Raw genomic sequence first — 18,780 nt, 5'->3', positions numbered from 1 at the left:
AACTAATCATCAGCTTATCGGTATTACTTAACTGCTTTGCCTGCTTTGAAGTTCGCAAGAACTTGAGCACGCTCTTTGTCTGACATAGAAATCAAACCAGCTTTATCTAACTTAGAACCTTTACCAGACACTTTCTTGCTTAAGAAGTATTCAGTAAATTGAGATAAACCTTTGATTGATTTAAGGTGCTCACCTTTCACGTAGAAGAACAATGGACGTGATACAGGGTAAGAACCATTTAAGATTGTTTGCTCAGATGGCGCAACATTGTTTACTGTTGCAACACGAAGCTTGTCACGGTTTTGTTCATAGAAACCTAGACCAAACACACCTACAGCACTTGGCGATGTCTTAAGACGCGCTAATGTTTCAGTGTAATCACCAGCAATTTCAATTACTCGTCCATCTTTACGGAAAGTTGAACATGTTTTCTTTTGCTCATCTTTACTTAAAGCTTTAATTGCTGAATATGTTTCACAACCTGCTTCTACCATTTTTTCTTGGAACACTTCACGTGTACCGTGGTTAGAAGCTGGAATTACTAAAGTAATTGGTTCATTTGGAAGTGATTTATCAATTTGGTTCCAACGCGTATACGGGTTTTTAACCATTTTACCATTCGATGGTAATTCAGCTGCTAAAGCTGCGAATACATGTTGTGGGCGTAATTTATAAGCCGCTTTTTTAGAGTTTGATGCAAATACAATACCGTCATAACCAATTTTAATTTCTAATACTTGGTTAACGCCTGCTTTTTTACATGCAGCAAGCTCTGTACTTTTAATTTGACGAGAAGAGTTTGCAATATCAATCGTGTTATCGCCAACACCATTACAGAACTGTTTCAAACCACCCGAACTACCACCTGAACCTACAACAGGTGATTTAAATTGTGGAAAAGTGTTACCAAATTCTTCAGCTACAATACTTGCATATGGAAGTACTGTTGAAGAACCAGCGATTTGAATTGTGTCACGAGCCGCATTTGCTGTTGTTGCTACAGCTGCCGCTGAAACTGCTAATGCAATTGCAATATTTGTATAGCGCATTTGAATCTCTCTTTTATGCAAACTTGGAGTACGCCACTTTTTTTAGTTTTGTACTTGTTCTGTGTTATTGCATTTTGAGCAGATAATATGACAGATAGGTTACAGCTATATTACGATTTTATTATATTTGGCACACAATCAAAAATTTTATACTTTCTATTCAATAAAAATATCCGCACAAAAATGCACGGATATTTATAATTTTTAAATATTTATCTATCGAATTCCAGTTCTTAAATAACTTAAAACTCAATATTTGAATATCTTATTTTTTAAGATGATTTACAACAACAGCACCATCTTTTACAACCAATTGAACACGTTCAAGCGCCTTAATATCTTTTAATGGGTCACCATCTACAAGAATTAAATCTGCAATTTTACCTTGCTCAAGCGTCCCTAAATTTGTCACACCTAAAGCTTTAGCACCTTCTCGTGTAGCAGATAATAAAATTGTTTTATTGTCTATGCCCTGACCTTTCATAACACCTGTCACCATTGGAATAACTTCCTTTGCAGGAATACCTGGCACATCCGATGTAAATAATGGCGTTGCACCTGCTTTTAGCATGACCTGAATATTATTTTGCATAATGTCATAATCATTTTTGTCTTTTTCAGAAGCAAAACCTAGCCCAATATAACGCTCCATAAAACCAAGCGTAATCGCAAGTGGCATTTTCTTCTCGCCTAATACTTTTAAATAACGGCCATCTGTATCTTTAGTAATTGCAGGTGGATGAATAAATACGTCTACACCCGCTTCAATCATCGCTGGGACATTTTTAGCATCGGCATTATGAACAAGCACCTTCAAATTATTTTTATGTGCTTCATCAACAATTGCTTTTAAAGATGGCAGATTAAATTCTTTTTGATTGGTGACACCGTCATAAACAATAACATCTGTTTTATAACCCACTAATTTCTGTACCGATGCTTTGGCTTGTTTTGGGGTATCAATTGGCAAACGAACATGCTCGTCACACCATTTTAATTCCGCACCCGACAAACCTGCACAAGCATAATAATCACCCGCTTGAATGAGTACAGGACCTGCCATAAATACACGTGGTCCCGAAATTTCACCTGCTTCTACTTTCTTTTTCACTTCATCAATATAAGGCCAAAAATCAATTGGAGATAAAATAGAAGTAATTCCATGTGCTAAATGATCGTGTAAGCGCTCTTTCAGCTCACCGTTAATAAATTGCTTAGCTTCATCATCATTGGTTGCTGGCATTTTAGGCGGTAAATCATACATATTCCAAAACAAATGCAAGTGACTATTAATAATTCCTGGCATTACTGTTTTGCCTTTGGCATCAATAATTTGATTAGCTTTTTCTTTGATCTGTCCTGTTTCAATGGCTTTAATTTTGCCATTTTCAATAATGACATTTGCATTTTTAATCAGGTCTGAACCCGTACCATCAAATACATTTGCATTCTTAATAATGATATCTGCTGCATAAGCTTGAGTACTTATAAATGCACTAAGCAATAATGTTTTGAACGCCATTTTTTTAGTATTCATTTTCTCTCCGTAGAAACATATTTTGAGATGTCTTTTTATTTGTAATTTGAGGTTTTCATTTCTTATTTAACTTATAAATAATACATCATGCTTTAAAAATAATAATGATGATTCACAAAAAATTGTAATGTAATTCTCAAAAAAAAGACGCTCAAGTGAGCGCCTCTTTTATGTAAAGCATTAAATTAATCTAATGCTGTTACATATGTACCGTCTGCAATTGGATCTTTAATACGATCAGCTTCTGCAAGCACAAGTGCAAGCAAGTTCTTCACATTGTCTAAAGTCGCAACTGGGCTTAAAGTCGTCATTTTCAATGATTGAACTTGACCCACTTTAGTTACACCAATATTCGCTTCACCACGAGCAAACAATTCATCTGCTACGTTTTGGTTGAGTGTATCCAGTAATTCTGTTGGATAACCTTCAGGAATTACACGGAATAATACTGAAGCAAATTGTGGATCAACCAACATTTCTAGACCGTCAGTTGCAGTAATATATTCTGCAACATCACGTGTTAAACCCACACCGTGATCGATCATCGAACCGTAAAGTTCTTCACCCAATGCTTCAACCGTCATCCACAATTTCAATGCATCGAAACGACGCGTTGTTTGTAGCGATTTAGACACAAGGTTTGGTACGCCATGCTCTTCATCATAAGCAGAGTTTAAGTACTCCGCTTCATAATGCATGAAACGATAGTTCGCTTCATCTTTCAGCAAGAATGCGCCACATGAAATCGTTTGGAAATAATGCTTATGGAAATCAAGCGTAACTGAGTCAGAAAGCTCGATACCGTCTAGCATAGAACGATAATCATTAGAAAGAATTAACGCACCACCCCAAGCTGCATCGATATGCATCCACGCGCCATATTTGTTAGTGATTTCACGAATTTCTTTCAATGGATCAATTGCGCCTGCATCGGTAGTACCCGCAGTTGCAACCACACATGCCACGATTTTACCTTCAGCTTGAAGGTGAGCCATCGTTTTTTCAAGTGCTTCTACATCCATCTGTGCGTTGTCGTTCACAGGAACAGTCACAACAGATTGGAAGCCCATGCCCATCATCGCCATGTTCTTTTGCACAGAGAAGTGTGCATTTTCAGAACAAATGACTTTCACGTTACGCATAGCATCAGCAGGCACGCCATCACGCTGAACAGACCACGGATTGCCGTTTTCGTCTTTCCAGTTTTTCGCGATACACGCATCACGAGCAAGAAGTACGCCCATCAAGTTAGACTGTGTACCGCCAGAGGTGAATACACCTGCTTGACCTGCACCATAGCCCACTTTTTGACGAAGCCAGTCAATCAACTGAACTTCCATCAATGAACCTGCAGGGCTTTGATCCCATGAATCCATTGACTGGTTTGTTGCATTAATCAGCACTTCCGCAATTTGACTTGTCACCATCGTTGGGCAGTGCAAATGCGCTAAAGAATGAGGATGATGTACTTTTAAGCTTTTATTTAAGAAAAGCTCGACCATACGATCAAGAGATTTTTGTACACCTAAACCTTCTTTAGAAGGATTGAATGCAATAGCAGAGCGAAGCTCTTTGATGCTACCGCCCGTGTACATTTTGTCATTTTGCAACCATGCAGATACAGCTTTTACAGCTGAATCCATTGCTGACTGGTAGTCAGCAATGGATTGTGCATCATTGCAGAATAACGCTTTACGATGTTCTGCAAAATCAACCATTATGCGCCTCGAACTGCAACTAGAGCTTCAGCAACTGCTTTCTTGAAACGAGCAACGGCTTCAACACATTCATCATGAGTGATAATTAACGGGCAAAGTAAACGAATTACTGTACCGTTACGACCACCTTTTTCTAACAACAATTTGTTGTCGAAACACGCTGCTTGAATTGCTGCTGCCAATTGAGAATCACCTGGTAAAGAACCCATATGATCTGCCGCTTGACGCTCATCTACAATTTCAACACCAAGCATTAAACCACGACCACGCACGTTACCAATACATGGGAATTCTACAGCTAATTTTTTAAATTCAGCTTGTAAGAAATCGCCACGTTCTTGTGCGTTTTGAGCCAAGTTTTGTTCTTTGATGGTTTTGATTGTTGCAAGACCAGTACCCATAGCAAGTTGGTTACCACGGAAAGTACCCGTGTGACCTGCAGGCTGCCAAGCATCAAACTTACGTTTAATACCAAGCACTGCAAGCGGTAAGCTACCACCAACAGCTTTAGACATTACAACTACATCTGGTTCAATACCCGCATGTTCAAAGGCAAACATTTTGCCTGAACGTCCAAAGCCCGCTTGAACTTCGTCTAGAATTAACACAATGTTGTGTTTTTCTGTCACTTCGCGGATTTTTTTCAACCATTTTACAGGTGCAGTTACCACACCACCTTCACCTTGAATTGCTTCAAGAATAACAGCAGCAGGTTTAGTTACACCACTTTCTACATCTTCAATGAAGTTTTCAAAGAAATAAGTTAATGCATCAACACCTGCTTCACCACCAATACCCAATGGGCAACGGTATTCATGCGGATACGGCATAAATTGAACACCTGGCATTAAGCCATTCACAGCATTTTTAGCAGACAAGTTACCTGTCATTGCTAAAGAACCGTGAGTCATACCGTGGTAACCACCTGAGAAGCTGATTACTGAACTACGACCAGTGTAAGTTTTTGCTAATTTAATTGCTGCTTCTGTACCATCTGCACCAGACGGGCCACAGAACTGCAGGCAATACTCAGCTTTACCACCAGGTAACTGCTCAAGTAGTGCTTCAGTGAAAGCATCTTTTAAAGGTGTTGTTAAATCCAAAGTATGCAACGGTAAACCGCTTGCAAGTGTATCTTGGATACTTTGAATGACCGCAGGGTGATTATGGCCTAATGCCAAAGTCCCTGCCCCAGCTAAACAATCGAGGTACTCTGTACCTTCAACATCGGTAACCCAACAGCCCAAAGCTTTTGCTATCGCAAGTGGAAGTTTACGTGGATAGCTACGAACATTAGATTCCATCTGACTTTGGCGAGTCAGGTAGTATTCGTTAGTAGACTTAGTGGCAGGATTTACTGAAGAAACGCTCATATCGAATTACCATCTCTGATATGGGTTGAAAGAAATAAGTCGGGGGACTTTCGGTCTTTTGACTCGGTGCTTTATGGTTTTCTAGTTAGTTTAATTTCGCAGATTCTGCATTCACTAACTAGGAGGCGGATAATACCTAATTTTTCTAAAAAATAAACACTTTTAGGAAATTAAATTACCCTTAATTTATTGGAAAATTACATTCAACCACCCAATAGATTGAATTATCATCTTACGCTGTGACAAATAAAAGAAAAGCCTATTTTTTATTATATATTTTTAGATTAAAAAAAGCACACTCAATCGATAGATAACCCACTAAAAATTAATAATTTTATTTAAAGTAGTTAACTCAGCAGAGAAATCTATTTTTACAGAGAAACTACAGTTCCTGCATAAATGATGCACATAAAATTTTTATGCTATAAACAATATAAATATAGCTAAATATTAGGAATAAATATGCGTCATTTTTACACTACTTTAGCACTTGCTTTAACAACTTCTATTTCTGCTCCAGCTTTTGCTCAAGACAACCAAGTTTTAAATTACAATGTTCTTAATATTCAAGCTGAAGCTTCACGTAAAATTTCAAATGATGAAATGACGGCTGTTTTATATATAGAGAAGACAAATAAACAACCTGCTCAGCTTTCAAGTGAAATCAACCAATTAATGACACAAGCCGTTAATACAGCTAAAAAATATACGCAAATTAAGGTTGAAACAGGTTCGCAAAGTACATATCCAATTTATGACAATGATAATCGCAAAGTAAAAGAATGGCGTGGTCGTGCTGAAATTCGCTTAGAAAGTAAAGATTTCAAAGCTGCAAGCCAACTTATTAGCGAACTTCAACAAAACTTCCTGACCCAATCTATTAACTTTAATGTTTCAGATAGTCAACGTAAGAAAGTTGAAAATGAACTCATGATTGAAGCATCTAAAAATTTTCAACAACGCGCAAAATCATTGGCTCAAGCTTGGAATAAACCCAGTTATCAACTCATTAATCTTAATTTAAATACAAATAGTTATACCAATCGAGCTGTACCACGTATGGCAATGTTAAAAGCTTCAAGTTCAGATGCAATGCCAGAACAAGAAATGGCAAGTGGTGAATCTCAAATTACCGTAAATGCAAATGGCTCTATTCAATTAAAATAAGATTTATGAAATCAAAACCGCATACAATTACTGCGGTTTTGATTCTCTTTCATATGATCTTTATTAAAACAAACTAACAATAAATCCACTTAATAAAAATAATAAATTAGTTAAAGTGAATCATTAAATTTCTATTCTTATCTTATCTTCTTTAAAAATGCCCTTTCAAAACTTAAATTTATATTTATTTCACATCTTTAATGTTCCAGAGCAGGCATCTCATTTTATGATGTCGTATGCAACTTTTATCGCACATGATTTAATTTACATTGTATTTTTAAGTTTTATTTGTGCTTGGCTTATTGGCAACATTGAAACTAAAAAGAACATCTTAAAAGCATTTATATTTACATCAATTACGTTATTCATTAGTGAAATTTTATCTTTTGTATTAGATACACCAAGACCGTTTGTAATGAACGTTGGCGAAACCATTTTAACGCACGCACCTACTGGCTCTTTTCCAAGTAATCATATGAGTATTTTTAGTGGACTCGCCTTGTCTTATTATTTTTCATCACAAAGACAATTAGGTAAATTACTTCTTGCCGTCGCTTGGTTAGTTGCATGGGCACGTGTTTATGTGGGCGTTCACTTCCCTTTAGATATGTTTGGTGCTTTTTTCTTTGCTTTTGTTGTAAATATTTCAGGTCTAAAACTATGGAATATCTATAAAGAGCGACTTATGGCTTGGGTGATGATGCTTTACCGAAAAATATTTTCCTTTTTAATTAATAAAGGGTTAATTCAATAAAAAATTATAGCTATTAAAATCAAATGTTATTAAAAATTTCTAATTTAAAAGCAAATTATGTAGGCTCTAGACTAGCAGAATAGATATGTTAGTCTAGAATCATGATAGAAAACAGTAAATTAAGTCACTATAAGATTAAAAAAATTATTCAGTGCTTTTGCATTGATATTCCTGCTTCTAAAACAGCCTTATTGCTTAACTTGAACCGTAATACCATCAACTATTGGTACATGCTTTTTAGAGAAGCAATCTACGATCATCAAACAGATTTAAGAGCAAAGTTTGTAGGTTCTATTGAAGTTGATGAGAGCTATTTTGGAGCAAAAAGACAACGTGGTTTTCATGGGAAATTGAAGCGAGGTCGAGGTACTTTAAAACAACCTGTATTTGGAATATTTGAAAGGAATGGTCGAGTTTATACAGAAATAGTCCCTGATTGTAAAAAGACTACATTACAACAAGTTATCTTAGGTAAAGTTGCACTTGAAAGTGTAATTTATAGTGATGGTTGGCGTGGATACAATGGTTTGGTAGATGTTGGTTACTCAAAGCATTTTAGAGTAAATCATGGAGCGAATGAATTTGCCAGAGGACAATGTCATATAAATGGAATAGAATCATTCTGGAGCTTTTGTAAAAGAAGGCTAGCAAAGTTCAACGGTATATCAAAAGAGTATTTTGATTATCATCTTAAAGAAACAGAATGGCGTTGGATGAGGGAGCCTAATGAGCTAGCAACAGAGTTGTGGGACCTCATTAGGTAAAACTAAGTGCAAATCTGCTAGTCTAGAGCCTTATTAAATATGAAATAAATTGTAAAACTCAGTCTCAGAACAATACATCATTTTTTTACGATAAAAATGGAAAACCTATCATTTCAGGAATACCTTCTAAAGACTACTCCCTTTTACCCTATCAAATTAAAAGAACGTGCTCTCTGATTTAATTTAAATTCTCTATCATTTTGTTGAATTAATTTAATACATTAAAATAAAAAAGGCTTAACTCTTTACAGAATTAAGCCTTTCAACATCTATTCAAAAATGTATTAATAAATCGCCATATGATTTCTATGAATCATCTCAAGTGAACGAGCTTCACCTAAAACCTGATGAACTTTATCTGAAGATAAGCCTTTTACAATATCAGCCGAACGAGAACTAAAGTTCACACGACCAACAGCAACACGACCACCATCAATATCGACACATTCAACGACATCACCACGTTCAAAATGCCCTTCTACCGCTTTTACACCTACAGGTAACAAACTACGGTGGTTCTCTTTAATTGCCTTAACTGCGCCATTATCAATCACCAAACGCCCTGCTGTTTGCAAGTGAGCAGCTAACCATTGCTGATGTGCTGTCATACGATCATTGTCCGTAACAAACAATGTACCGAGCATTTCCCCCGCCATTAAACGAGAAAGAACTCGATCACTATCCCCACTTGCAATAAGCGTAGGACAACCCGACTTTGCAGCTAAACGAGCAGCACGAACTTTGGTCAACATACCACCACGACCAAACTTACCACCACCGCCTGCCATATCGAATAGACTTTCATCTAAAGCACGAACAGTGTCAAAAAGCTTAGCATTTGGGTTTGAACGAGGGTCTGAATCGAACATACCTTGTTGGTCAGTTAAAATGATGAGCAAATCACCATGAACCTGACCTGCGACCATTGCCGCCAAAGTATCGTTATCACCAAAGCGAATTTCATCTGTAGAAACCGTGTCATTTTCATTAATAACAGGAATCACACGCCAATCAATTAGGTGTTGCAAAGCATCACATGAATTTAAATAGCGTCGACGATCTGCCAAGTCATCATGGGTTAATAATACTTGAGCCGTTTGTATGCTATGTTTGTCCAGCACACTTGACCATGTATGTATTAAACCCATTTGACCAATGGCAGCACACGCCTGAAGACTAGGTAGATCTGTGGGTCGATTTTCAAGTTTCATTCGAACCATACCTTCAGCCACAGCACCCGATGACACAAGAATAATCTCGTGTCCTACATTGTGTAGATCTGCAATTTGTTCCGCCCAATGCGAAATTGCAGTTATATCTAAACCTTGCCCATTTGCTGTGAGTAAAGATGATCCGATCTTAACAACGATTCGTTTACAACCCTTGAGCTGACGTTGCCCATCTACCACTTCTATCATCTTGTCCTCAGTTACTCTTCCATAAGAGCTTAACGTACGTAAACTACTTCTACATCGTTATCGTCGTCTTCATCATCTTCATCGTCTTCGCCCAAAATACCAGCAAGACGTTGTTGACGACGCATTTCACGATATGCTTCTTTCGCAGCCAATGTTTGCTCACGTGTTTCAGCTTCAAGCTGATCACGAAACGCTTTCATTTCTGCTGCGTATTCAGGATCTTCAACTTCACGTTCGCGTTGTTCTTCAATTTGATCCATCAAGTAATAAACAACATCTTTCGTTCCTTCTGCCGTTAAGCCAGAAGTTTTGAATACTGGACCGTTCCACTGTAATTCTTCAAGAATATGGTTACACCATTCTTCACGAGTTTCTTCAGCTAATTGATCGACTTTATTTAATATCAATACAATTGGTAATTTTGAAAGTGTAGGAGAGAAGTTTTCTAGCTCTTTCAAAATTGCTTTTGCATTGTATGCAGGATCAGAACCATCAATTGGTTGAACATCTACAATGTGTAATAAAATACGTGTACGTGCTAAATGCTTAAGGAAACGAATACCAAGACCCGCGCCTTCAGATGCACCTTCAATTAGACCTGGAATATCTGCCATTACAAATGAACGATAACGGTCAGCATCTACAACACCAAGGTTTGGAACCATAGTGGTAAATGGATAATCTGCAACTTTTGGTTTTGCAGCAGAAACTGCACGAATAAAGGTTGATTTACCCGCATTAGGCATGCCTAGCAAGCCAACATCCGCCAATACTTTAAGTTCTAAACGTACTTCACGGAACTCACCTTTTGTTCCATGGGTACATTTACGTGGTGAACGGTTTGTAGATGATTTGAAGTGTGTGTTACCCAAACCGCCATCGCCACCTTGTGCAACCATTACGCTTTGACCATCTTCGATCAAATCGCCAATAATGTCGCCAGACTCTACATCAACAATAGTTGTTCCAACTGGAACTTTTAGAATTACTGATTCACCACCACGGCCTGCACAGTTTGCGCCACGACCATTTTTACCACGTTCTGCGCGGTATCTACGGGTATAACGATAATCTACAAGTGTACTTGTGTCGTCGTCGGCTTGAATATGAATACTACCGCCACGACCACCATCACCACCATCTGGACCACCAAATGGTACGAACTTTTCACGGCGAAAACTGGCTACGCCATTGCCACCGTCGCCAGCCTCTACGGTAATGACTGCTTCATCAACAAAGCGCATATTGCCAATCCTCTAAAAACTTTAAAACCCCATATTCTGCCACATTTTAAAGAATTTCTCGACTATATTTACACACAATACAATAAAGAAATGATTCGCTTAGCTCGTCCTGATTATTTTCCTATTCAATTAATTTATTTTAGCTTATTTTTCATATATTCAATCATCTATACCTTTCAACAATTAAATGATTGTTTTTAATTATTTCTACTTTAGCATTCACCTGTCTATAGTTTCACAATTAAAATTTTGAGTATGCTTATGTCTACTGCGGAAAGGAAAAACACTCAACCTTTGTCATCTCAATTTGTATTACTGATGGCACTTGCATGTGGTTTATGTGCAGGTTCAGCTTATTTCAACCAACCTTTAATTAATTCTATCGAGAAAGGTTTAGGGGTAACAACAAGCCAAGCAGGTTTTGCAGTGGTTGTAGCACAAATTGGTTATGTTCTAGGTTTAATGCTACTTGTTCCTTTAGGCGATTATTTAAATAAGCGAAAATTCATTGTGAGCTTAATGGTATTTGCCGCGCTCTCTCAAATTTTATTATCCTTTAGTACGACATTATCTACGCTTTATATTTTTACCCTATGTGCTACTTTTGGTGCAATTTCTGCCCAAGTATTAATTCCTTTTGCTTCAACCATTAGCCCTCCTGAGTCAAGTGCAGCAACCGTAGGAAAGCTCATGAGTGGTTTGGTGATGGGGATCATTTTATCTCGTACATTTGCAGGTTTTGTTTCTACCTATTGGTCATGGGAAGGCGTGTATTTTTCAAGTGGAATTATCACTCTTCTTTTTGCCATCATTATGTGGAAAAAACTTCCCAATACTTCTGCACAAGCAGGTTTAACCGTTGGTAGAATTTATCGATCACTTTGGAATATTGCCAAAGATAATCCACATCTTATTCGCCGTGCCTGTGCAGGTGCTTTAGGTTTTGGCATTTTATCGATGGTCTTTACCTCTATGACTCTTGTGTTGGGTACAGCGCCTTATTATTTCTCTGATTTTGAAATTGGTCTTTTTGGACTTTTAGGAGTAATTGGGATTTATTCATCAAGTTGGTCAGGTAAAACGGTTGGCTTAGGTAAAGAAAATTTTGTTGCAAAGCTATGCATTATGCTCATGCTATTTTCTTGCATTCCATTGTTCTTTGCACAACAAAATATTTGGATTTATGCGATTGGCGTGCTAATGAGTTATTTTGGTTTAACAGCATTCCATGTATTAAATCAGAATTTAGTTTATCGCATTGATGGTAAGGCTCGCTCACGAATTAATGCCGTGTATATGACCATTTATTTTACAGGTGCTGCCTTAGGTTCTTTAGGGGCTGTATATGCATGGGAACATTATGAGTGGATCGGTTGTGTTGTTCTTGGTCTTGTCTTCTCAATAGGAATTTTAGTAATTGATCGATGGGATTTTAAAAAGATGAAAGTGACCTCATAGCTGCTTATTAATCAAAGTCGAAAAATATATTTTATATTTTTCGACTTTTAGAGCATATCAATTCAATTTTTTCGATCTAACGAAACTGCCCCTCACACGGATCACCATCACCATCGCCATCCATAAGAGTTCCAGGACAGTTATTAATAAAATACACAGCTTCATCACGAGATCTCATTTCACTACAATGCTTACGCCCATCACATCTAAAATTTGAGTTTGTAGTGCTATCAGTAGTTTTAGAGACCATTGCCATTGGTTCAGCAACCTGTCTTTTTAAAGTTTCTCTTTTATAAATCCCTGTCACAAAAGGAATAAACACTGCTAAAAAAACAGCAATAATGACAAAACCCAATATGAAATTTAAAAAATTAAAAGTTTTCGGTTGTTGCTTTTTGCGGTTGGTTTGTCTTTTTGAATAAGCTACAGACGAATTTATATTTTGACGCTCTTCAACATAAACATCTAAACGTACGATATTTTCTGCTTTAGCTTTTCCATTATGATCATTAGCAATTCTAAATTTAAGTCTTTCACCTATTTTTGGTTGAATATTTTTGTTAGGAAAATCTTTAATATGGAAAAATATATCTTTCTGTTGATTTTCAACTTTAATAAAACCAAAACCCCTATCTTCGTTATAAGTTTTTACAACACCTTCACAAAACATTTGACTAACTTTAATTCTTAATAAAGAAATAATTATACACTAAAAACTGAGTGTTTTTAGTGCAAAATAAGCCAAAACATATTGATTAACAGCAATTTACCTAAAACTTAAGTTTAATAAAAAACAATAAGAGTCAAATAATAATTCAAGCTAAGATCCTGTTTTTTTATTATCTAAAATCTCAGGCAAACTACGCTCAATCCACTGAATTAAATAATTCATCTTTTCGGCTGCTTGTGACCCCAAAATTGTCAGTTGATATTCCACTTTTGGCGGTACAACAGGATAAACCGTACGTAAAATAAAACCGTCTTGCTCAAGCATTTTTAACGTTTGTGAAAGCATTTTTTCGCTCACGCCCTCTATACGCTGTTTTAACTCACTAAAACGATGTACCCCGTCACTTAAACATCTCAAAACTAGAACAGACCATTTGTTTGTTAAATGTTCCAATATTTCCCGAGATGGACAATCTGTAGATAAAACTTGACCTAATAATTTACTCGTTTCATAGCTAGACATAAAAATATTCCTTTTTAGTAATTAACTTACTTTTTGGTATGTACTTTCTTTTGGTAAGTTACCAAATTAATATTCATCGATCAAGTTTATTTATTCATCAAAATAATGTGAGATTAAAATATGAAAATTGCAATTACTGGCGCAACGGGTCAACTTGGTCAACTCGTTATTCAACACCTATTAAAACAAACTCAAGCTGAAAATATTGTAGCCTTAGTTCGCAATGTAGAAAAAGCAGAACATTTAAAAGCACAAGGAGTTGATATTCGTTATTTCGATTATTACTCACCTGCTACGCTTGTTCCTGCTTTACAAGGTATAGATAAAATTTTACTTATTTCAGCGAACGAAGTAGGTCATCGTACACCACAACATAAAGCTGTTATTGACGCTGCTGTTTCAGCCAAAGTTCCTTATATTGCCTATACAAGTCTTTTACGAGCAGACAAATCGCCTTTAGGTTTAGCACAAGAACACCGTGAAACCGAACAATTGATTCGTGAAAGCGGATTAAGTTATACCTTTTTAAGAAATAATTGGTATAGCGAAAATTATTTAGCAGGTATTGCTCATAATATTGAAACAGGCATTTTATATGGAGCAACTCAAAATGCTCAAATCAGCGCAGCGCCACGAACTGACTATGCGGAAGCTGCTGCAAATGTATTACTTAGCGAATCTCATCAAAATAAAATTTATGAATTGGCAAGCTCTACTGCATTTAACTTAGAAATTTTGGCAGAAACCATTTCGAAAGTTAGCAATAAAACTGTGGCTTATACCAACTTATCCTCTGAAGATTACAAACAAGGTCTTTTACAAGCAGGTTTACCTGAAAGTTTAGTTAATGTGATTGTTGAAGCAGATATTGAAGCTCAAAATGGAGCAATGCTAAGTGATAGTAAAGACTTAGAAACTTTATTAAATCGCCCGACTACGTCACTTGAAGAAACGATTAAATCTTTACTTGTATAATTCAAATATCACATAAAAAAAGAGCCTCAATTGAGGCTCTTTTTTTGTCTACATCACAAATTATGCATTTGTTTCAGCAGGAACTTTAATGTAGCTTACGCCACCCATTTGTTCAGCAATACGTAATACTTGGCAGCTATAACCAACTTCGTTATCGTACCAAACATAAGCTGTTAAACGGTTACCTGAAGTGATTGTTGCTTGCGCATCAAACACACCCGCAGTACGCGAACCGATAAAGTCAGAAGATACAACCTCTGTAGAGTTTGTATAACCAATTTGACCTTGTAGCTTAGAATTGATTGAAATTTGACGAATATATTCGTTTACTTCATCACGATCTACATCCTGACCTAAAGTAAGGTTAAGAATAGCCAAAGATACGTTTGGTGTAGGAACACGTACAGAGTTACCTGTTAATTTACCTTGAAGAACAGGAAGTGCTTTAGCAACAGCTTTAGCAGCACCAGTTTCAGTAATAACCATGTTCAATGTAGCAGCACGACCACGACGGTCAGCTTTATGGTAGTTATCGATTAAGTTTTGGTCGTTTGTGAACGAGTGAACTGTTTCAACGTGACCATTAATCACTGTGTATTTGTCGTTTAACACTTTAAGTGTTGGTGTAATTGCGTTTGTAGTACAGCTTGCAGCAGAGATGATTGTGTCTTCATCTAAGATGTCTGCATGGTTTACGCCATATACAACGTTTTTCATCTCACCTTTACCAGGTGCAGTTAAAATTACGCGTGCAGCGCCTGGGCATTTAAGATGTTGAGCTAAACCTTCAGAATCGCGCCATTTACCCGTATTATCAATGACTAATGCATTGTTAATACCGTAAGCTGTGTAATCAACTTCAGATGGGTTAGATGCATAAATAACTTTAATAAAGTTACCGTTTGCAATAATTGCTTCGTTTTCTTCATCTACAGAAATTGTGCCTGCAAATGGACCATGAATAGAGTCACGGCGTAAAAGTGAAGCACGTTTTTCTAAATCACCATCAGATGATTTACGAACAACAATCGCTTTAAGATTTAAACCACGACCAAGACCAGATTGGCTAATGATTAAACGCGCTAAGATACGACCAATACGACCGAAACCATAAAGAACAACATCTTTATGTTCTACAGCTGTGTCTTTACCCGCTAAAGGTTTTACAGCTTCTGCAACAAACGCATTGATATCGCCGCCTTTAGCATTGAATTCAACTGCGAGTTTGCCTAAATCTACTTCTGCAGAACCAATATTTTCAATTTTCGCCAAAGCTTCAAGGATTGGGAAAGTATGAACAGCAGAAAGCTCTACGTCTAATACACGTGTACGGCGGTGAGCTTTTAAAATCTGAATTACAGAACGGTTAATTAAAGAACGACCATAAACTGTAACTACGATATTCTTTTCACGATACAACTGACCTACTAGGGCAATCATACGTTCCGCTAGTTCCTCACGGTTTTTCCAGCGACCTTGGTGCTCTGTATGTAGGGCAATGATACTGTCTTTGCTCACAGATACGTCCTCTAATTAATTGCGAATCATAAATATATAAACCCCATAATTGTAATGGAATTAAAGGCAACTTTGTATCAAAAGCTGAATAAGACTGTACTATTTTCTTGTATATTCATTATAAATTTATGAAATAGTAGCAATTATTTTCATGATTTAAAAAATAAAACCGCTAAATCGTATATTTAGCGGTTTTAAATAATTCATTTAATTGATGAAATTACATGCAATTAATACCTTTACACGCTATACGAAATAGGTGAATGATCATCTAAACCTATTTTTTCAGCTCTAGAGGATGACGAAAAATTTAAATCGTATTGAATAAGCGCATTAAACTCCTCTACATCAAACTCTGTATAGGTATCTGGTACACTTAATAAAATTGGCAACCGTGTTAAGCCATTGTCACCACATGGAAATGCATAATGTCGCTGTTTATCGGTAAAATTATGCATACTTTCAAATTCAATAAATACGCTCGCATTTGGATAAGAGCGAGGAATATCTAGAATACTCATGAAAATCTTCCGCTTTAATTCAATAGAAGATTTTTGAGCATCAAGCAAATCATTTTCTGCCTGATCTGACTTCATCATGCGCTTTAACAACGATGTCTGCTTTGTTTGATCACGTTTAAACTTATTAATAAACATTCTAAGTTCACGATAATCTACAAGGTTCTGGCTTATTGTAGATTGCAAAGCACGAATAGGTTGCATTGAACGTTCATGCATAAAATTCCAATCATTTTCATTTAATGGAACAAAACATTCTTGTTTGCGTTTTTCAAGTAACTTCACATAAGCAAATAATTTATATTCAAACATTTGCACATAATGATTAAATATTAATGATGGTTGAGACTTAAACTCTCTGTAATATGCCAATAATTCTGAAAGTAATCGATGCCCTTTTAAATATAAATAATCAAATTCTTCTATATGAGATAAATGCTTTTTCGATGCCACATGCATTAATGAAAAGAACTCGCCTGTTAATACATTTTCAAATTTCTTTAAATGCATTTGTGCAACAACATCTGCATTTTTTGCGACAAACTGAATAGGTTCAATTAATAAAGGAATCAGTTTATCTTCATAAACTTCTTCTAGTTGATGAACAACATCTATCACATCTAAATGAATTTGACTTTGAATAGTCACCATTCGCTTAATTAAGCTTTTTAAATTTTCAATATATTGAATTTCTTCAGACTTCGATAAATCCAGCACAATTGCATTTAAGAAAATTTGATCTGGAAGTGCACCCTGCTCCTCAATTAAAAAACGTCGAATTGAATACGGGTTATTTTCAACATGCATGACAGGTGCAACGAGATAAATAAACGATGACGTTTTAACAATATGAAAATGGCGAACCTTTTGTTCACGTAAAATCAAATATCTAAAGATTGGCAGTTTATTTAGTTCAGAATCCTTCTTTAATAAGGGTTTATACCAATAATCAAGAAGTTGCTGCTTAATATAGACTTCTACAATAAAACCTTTAATTTCTTCTTCCGTTAAATTTCTTAAACCTTGAAGTTCATCTATTTTTATTCTTCTAATAATTTTTGCAGCATTTAATAAAAATGTACGATGAATTAAAATTTTCTCACGTTGAAGTACAAAGTCCTCTTCAACTTGTATTTGATTAATTTGCTCAATTGCATTTTCTAAATAATCTGCAATTTTTAAACTATCACTAAGTTCTTTTAAACTTTCTAATGACTCGCTTAATGTTTTAGCAAACTCGCCCATTTTAGGATGCGTAAGACGATGTCTTAAAATTGCTAAACTTGTATTTGCTTTATATTCAAAAGTATTCGCAAGGCGATTCCAATGAATTTCCTTGGGCTTTAGTATTTGACTATCAATATCTTCACATAATTGTTGCTCTGCATCTTTAAGAACTTCTAGAACCGTAAGATGCCAATCCGAATCCAAACTTGGCTCTAGTTGCAATAATTTTGCACGTATTTGATATGGAATAGCATTTGACTGCACACCAAGCCCCTTGATTTAAAGATCATTAATCTAAATATTATTTGTGCAAATAATAGCTTATATCTTGTCATTTTTATATTTAATCAATAGACTTCCGTCATAAATCAAAAAACGTACAATTTATTTGATCTTAAATTAATCAGCAAAATTATTTAATCCAAGGGATAATCCTTGGATGAAATTCAAAGATATTCAAAAATTATCAGACGTTAAGTTTCGTAGGCTTACCGGTGTTAGTTGGGCTACATTTAACCTCATGTTGGCCGAGCTAAATAAGGAGTTACCTTGTCATATTGGTAAAGGACGACCACATAAATTACCGTTGGAAGATCGTTTGCTCTTATGTATAGAATATTGGAGAGAATATCGAACATTTTTCCATCTTGGTATGAGTTACGGTGTATCTGAAACGAGTGCAATTCGTATCACACGCGTTATTGAAGATACCTTAATCCGTTCTGGAAAATTTAACTTGCCAAAACAACTTCCTAATCGAGATGAAGTGGATTGGGAAGTTGTTGTGATTGATGCAACTGAAATATTAGTTCAACGTCCAAAAAAAACAGAAGAAATGGTATAGCGGTAAAAAAAAGCGACATACCTT

16 protein-coding genes are annotated in these 18,780 nt (G+C 36.1%); 6 read left to right on the top strand and 10 right to left on the bottom strand.

Annotated elements, in window-relative coordinates:
- Window positions 1-23: 23 nt before the first annotated feature.
- The 4 genes from MZO21_RS05080 to MZO21_RS05065 form a co-directional block, all read right to left on the bottom strand.
- Window positions 24-1,049 carry a substrate-binding domain-containing protein gene (locus tag MZO21_RS05080; RefSeq protein WP_154773561.1) on the bottom strand — a complete coding sequence of 342 codons (1,026 nt, stop codon included), beginning with the start codon at window positions 1,047-1,049 and terminating at the stop codon, window positions 24-26.
- A 265-nt stretch (window positions 1,050-1,314) separates the two neighbouring features.
- The gene (locus tag MZO21_RS05075) at window positions 1,315-2,586 is read right to left on the bottom strand and encodes an amidohydrolase family protein (protein ID WP_248103929.1); all 1,272 of its coding nucleotides are present in this window, start codon (window positions 2,584-2,586) and stop codon (window positions 1,315-1,317) included.
- A 185-nt stretch (window positions 2,587-2,771) separates the two neighbouring features.
- The gene (locus MZO21_RS05070) at window positions 2,772-4,304 is read right to left on the bottom strand and encodes a pyridoxal phosphate-dependent decarboxylase family protein (protein ID WP_248103927.1); all 1,533 of its coding nucleotides are present in this window, start codon (window positions 4,302-4,304) and stop codon (window positions 2,772-2,774) included.
- Window positions 4,304-5,677 (bottom strand): diaminobutyrate--2-oxoglutarate transaminase, encoded by a 1,374-nt coding sequence (locus tag MZO21_RS05065; RefSeq protein ID WP_154773558.1) that lies wholly within the window; start codon window positions 5,675-5,677, stop codon window positions 4,304-4,306. Before MZO21_RS05065 ends, MZO21_RS05070 begins: the two co-directional genes overlap by 1 nt.
- 462 nt (window positions 5,678-6,139) lie before the next feature.
- On the opposite strand from MZO21_RS05065, the gene MZO21_RS05060 reads away from it, so the two are divergent.
- The 3 genes from MZO21_RS05060 (at window position 6,140) to MZO21_RS05050 (ending at window position 8,362) form a co-directional block, all read left to right on the top strand.
- On the top strand, window positions 6,140-6,844 hold the full coding sequence (locus MZO21_RS05060) for an SIMPL domain-containing protein (RefSeq protein WP_248103925.1): 705 nt from the start codon (window positions 6,140-6,142) through the stop codon (window positions 6,842-6,844).
- A gap of 157 nt (window positions 6,845-7,001) precedes the next feature.
- Window positions 7,002-7,598 carry a phosphatase PAP2 family protein gene (locus tag MZO21_RS05055; RefSeq protein ID WP_248103923.1) on the top strand — a complete coding sequence of 199 codons (597 nt, stop codon included), beginning with the start codon at window positions 7,002-7,004 and terminating at the stop codon, window positions 7,596-7,598.
- Between the two features lie 101 nt (window positions 7,599-7,699).
- Window positions 7,700-8,362: an IS1595 family transposase gene (locus MZO21_RS05050; RefSeq protein WP_152875444.1), complete on the top strand. Its 663-nt coding sequence runs from the start codon at window positions 7,700-7,702 to the stop codon at window positions 8,360-8,362.
- A 284-nt stretch (window positions 8,363-8,646) separates the two neighbouring features.
- Here MZO21_RS05050 and proB read toward each other — a convergent pair whose 3' ends face one another.
- On the bottom strand, window positions 8,647-9,780 hold the full coding sequence (gene proB / locus MZO21_RS05045) for a glutamate 5-kinase (protein ID WP_248104069.1): 1,134 nt from the start codon (window positions 9,778-9,780) through the stop codon (window positions 8,647-8,649).
- A 29-nt stretch (window positions 9,781-9,809) separates the two neighbouring features.
- Window positions 9,810-11,024: an Obg family GTPase CgtA gene (cgtA, locus tag MZO21_RS05040; protein ID WP_154773411.1), complete on the bottom strand. Its 1,215-nt coding sequence runs from the start codon at window positions 11,022-11,024 to the stop codon at window positions 9,810-9,812.
- A gap of 261 nt (window positions 11,025-11,285) precedes the next feature.
- Here cgtA and MZO21_RS05035 point away from each other — a divergent pair, with 261 nt between their 5' ends.
- On the top strand, window positions 11,286-12,482 hold the full coding sequence (locus MZO21_RS05035; protein ID WP_248104071.1) for an MFS transporter: 1,197 nt from the start codon (window positions 11,286-11,288) through the stop codon (window positions 12,480-12,482).
- A 76-nt stretch (window positions 12,483-12,558) separates the two neighbouring features.
- Here MZO21_RS05035 and MZO21_RS05030 read toward each other — a convergent pair whose 3' ends face one another.
- Window positions 12,559-13,152 carry a cold shock domain-containing protein gene (locus tag MZO21_RS05030; RefSeq protein WP_248104074.1) on the bottom strand — a complete coding sequence of 198 codons (594 nt, stop codon included), beginning with the start codon at window positions 13,150-13,152 and terminating at the stop codon, window positions 12,559-12,561.
- Window positions 13,153-13,302: 150 nt separating this feature from the next.
- Window positions 13,303-13,674: a winged helix-turn-helix transcriptional regulator gene (locus MZO21_RS05025; protein ID WP_154773408.1), complete on the bottom strand. Its 372-nt coding sequence runs from the start codon at window positions 13,672-13,674 to the stop codon at window positions 13,303-13,305.
- Window positions 13,675-13,794: 120 nt separating this feature from the next.
- Between MZO21_RS05025 and MZO21_RS05020 the strand changes: the two genes are divergently transcribed.
- Window positions 13,795-14,649 carry an SDR family oxidoreductase gene (locus MZO21_RS05020; protein WP_248104077.1) on the top strand — a complete coding sequence of 285 codons (855 nt, stop codon included), beginning with the start codon at window positions 13,795-13,797 and terminating at the stop codon, window positions 14,647-14,649.
- A gap of 60 nt (window positions 14,650-14,709) precedes the next feature.
- Here MZO21_RS05020 and MZO21_RS05015 read toward each other — a convergent pair whose 3' ends face one another.
- Window positions 14,710-16,167 (bottom strand): glyceraldehyde-3-phosphate dehydrogenase, encoded by a 1,458-nt coding sequence (locus MZO21_RS05015; RefSeq protein ID WP_171501341.1) that lies wholly within the window; start codon window positions 16,165-16,167, stop codon window positions 14,710-14,712.
- A gap of 239 nt (window positions 16,168-16,406) precedes the next feature.
- Window positions 16,407-18,176 carry a hypothetical protein gene (locus tag MZO21_RS05010; protein WP_248104079.1) on the bottom strand — a complete coding sequence of 590 codons (1,770 nt, stop codon included), beginning with the start codon at window positions 18,174-18,176 and terminating at the stop codon, window positions 16,407-16,409.
- Between the two features lie 175 nt (window positions 18,177-18,351).
- Here MZO21_RS05010 and MZO21_RS05005 point away from each other — a divergent pair, with 175 nt between their 5' ends.
- A complete protein-coding gene (locus MZO21_RS05005; protein ID WP_152872730.1) occupies window positions 18,352-18,756 on the top strand; it encodes a transposase family protein in 405 nt (134 codons plus the stop codon).
- Window positions 18,757-18,780: the final 24 nt, after the last annotated feature.

It is taken from the genome of Acinetobacter portensis, from assembly GCF_023158935.1.
GTDB classification, from domain to species: domain Bacteria; phylum Pseudomonadota; class Gammaproteobacteria; order Pseudomonadales; family Moraxellaceae; genus Acinetobacter; species Acinetobacter faecalis.
This window is presented reverse-complemented; position numbering and strand designations above follow the sequence as displayed.

Bases quoted from the DNA above. Each gene is read 5' to 3' on its own strand.
- MZO21_RS05055 (WP_248103923.1), top strand. From the start codon at position 7,002: ATGCCCTTTCAAAACTTAAATTTATATTTATTTCACATCTTTAATGTT.
- MZO21_RS05005 (WP_152872730.1), top strand. From the start codon at position 18,352: ATGAAATTCAAAGATATTCAAAAATTATCAGACGTTAAGTTTCGTAGG.
- MZO21_RS05020 (WP_248104077.1), top strand. From the start codon at position 13,795: ATGAAAATTGCAATTACTGGCGCAACGGGTCAACTTGGTCAACTCGTT.
- MZO21_RS05050 (WP_152875444.1), top strand. From the start codon at position 7,700: ATGATAGAAAACAGTAAATTAAGTCACTATAAGATTAAAAAAATTATT.
- MZO21_RS05075 (WP_248103929.1), bottom strand. From the start codon at position 2,586: ATGAATACTAAAAAAATGGCGTTCAAAACATTATTGCTTAGTGCATTT.
- MZO21_RS05060 (WP_248103925.1), top strand. From the start codon at position 6,140: ATGCGTCATTTTTACACTACTTTAGCACTTGCTTTAACAACTTCTATT.
- MZO21_RS05070 (WP_248103927.1), bottom strand. From the start codon at position 4,304: ATGGTTGATTTTGCAGAACATCGTAAAGCGTTATTCTGCAATGATGCA.
- MZO21_RS05065 (WP_154773558.1), bottom strand. From the start codon at position 5,677: ATGAGCGTTTCTTCAGTAAATCCTGCCACTAAGTCTACTAACGAATAC.
- MZO21_RS05080 (WP_154773561.1), bottom strand. From the start codon at position 1,049: ATGCGCTATACAAATATTGCAATTGCATTAGCAGTTTCAGCGGCAGCT.
- MZO21_RS05030 (WP_248104074.1), bottom strand. From the start codon at position 13,152: ATGTTTTGTGAAGGTGTTGTAAAAACTTATAACGAAGATAGGGGTTTT.
- proB (WP_248104069.1), bottom strand. From the start codon at position 9,780: ATGATAGAAGTGGTAGATGGGCAACGTCAGCTCAAGGGTTGTAAACGA.
- cgtA (WP_154773411.1), bottom strand. From the start codon at position 11,024: ATGCGCTTTGTTGATGAAGCAGTCATTACCGTAGAGGCTGGCGACGGT.
- MZO21_RS05025 (WP_154773408.1), bottom strand. From the start codon at position 13,674: ATGTCTAGCTATGAAACGAGTAAATTATTAGGTCAAGTTTTATCTACA.
- MZO21_RS05035 (WP_248104071.1), top strand. From the start codon at position 11,286: ATGTCTACTGCGGAAAGGAAAAACACTCAACCTTTGTCATCTCAATTT.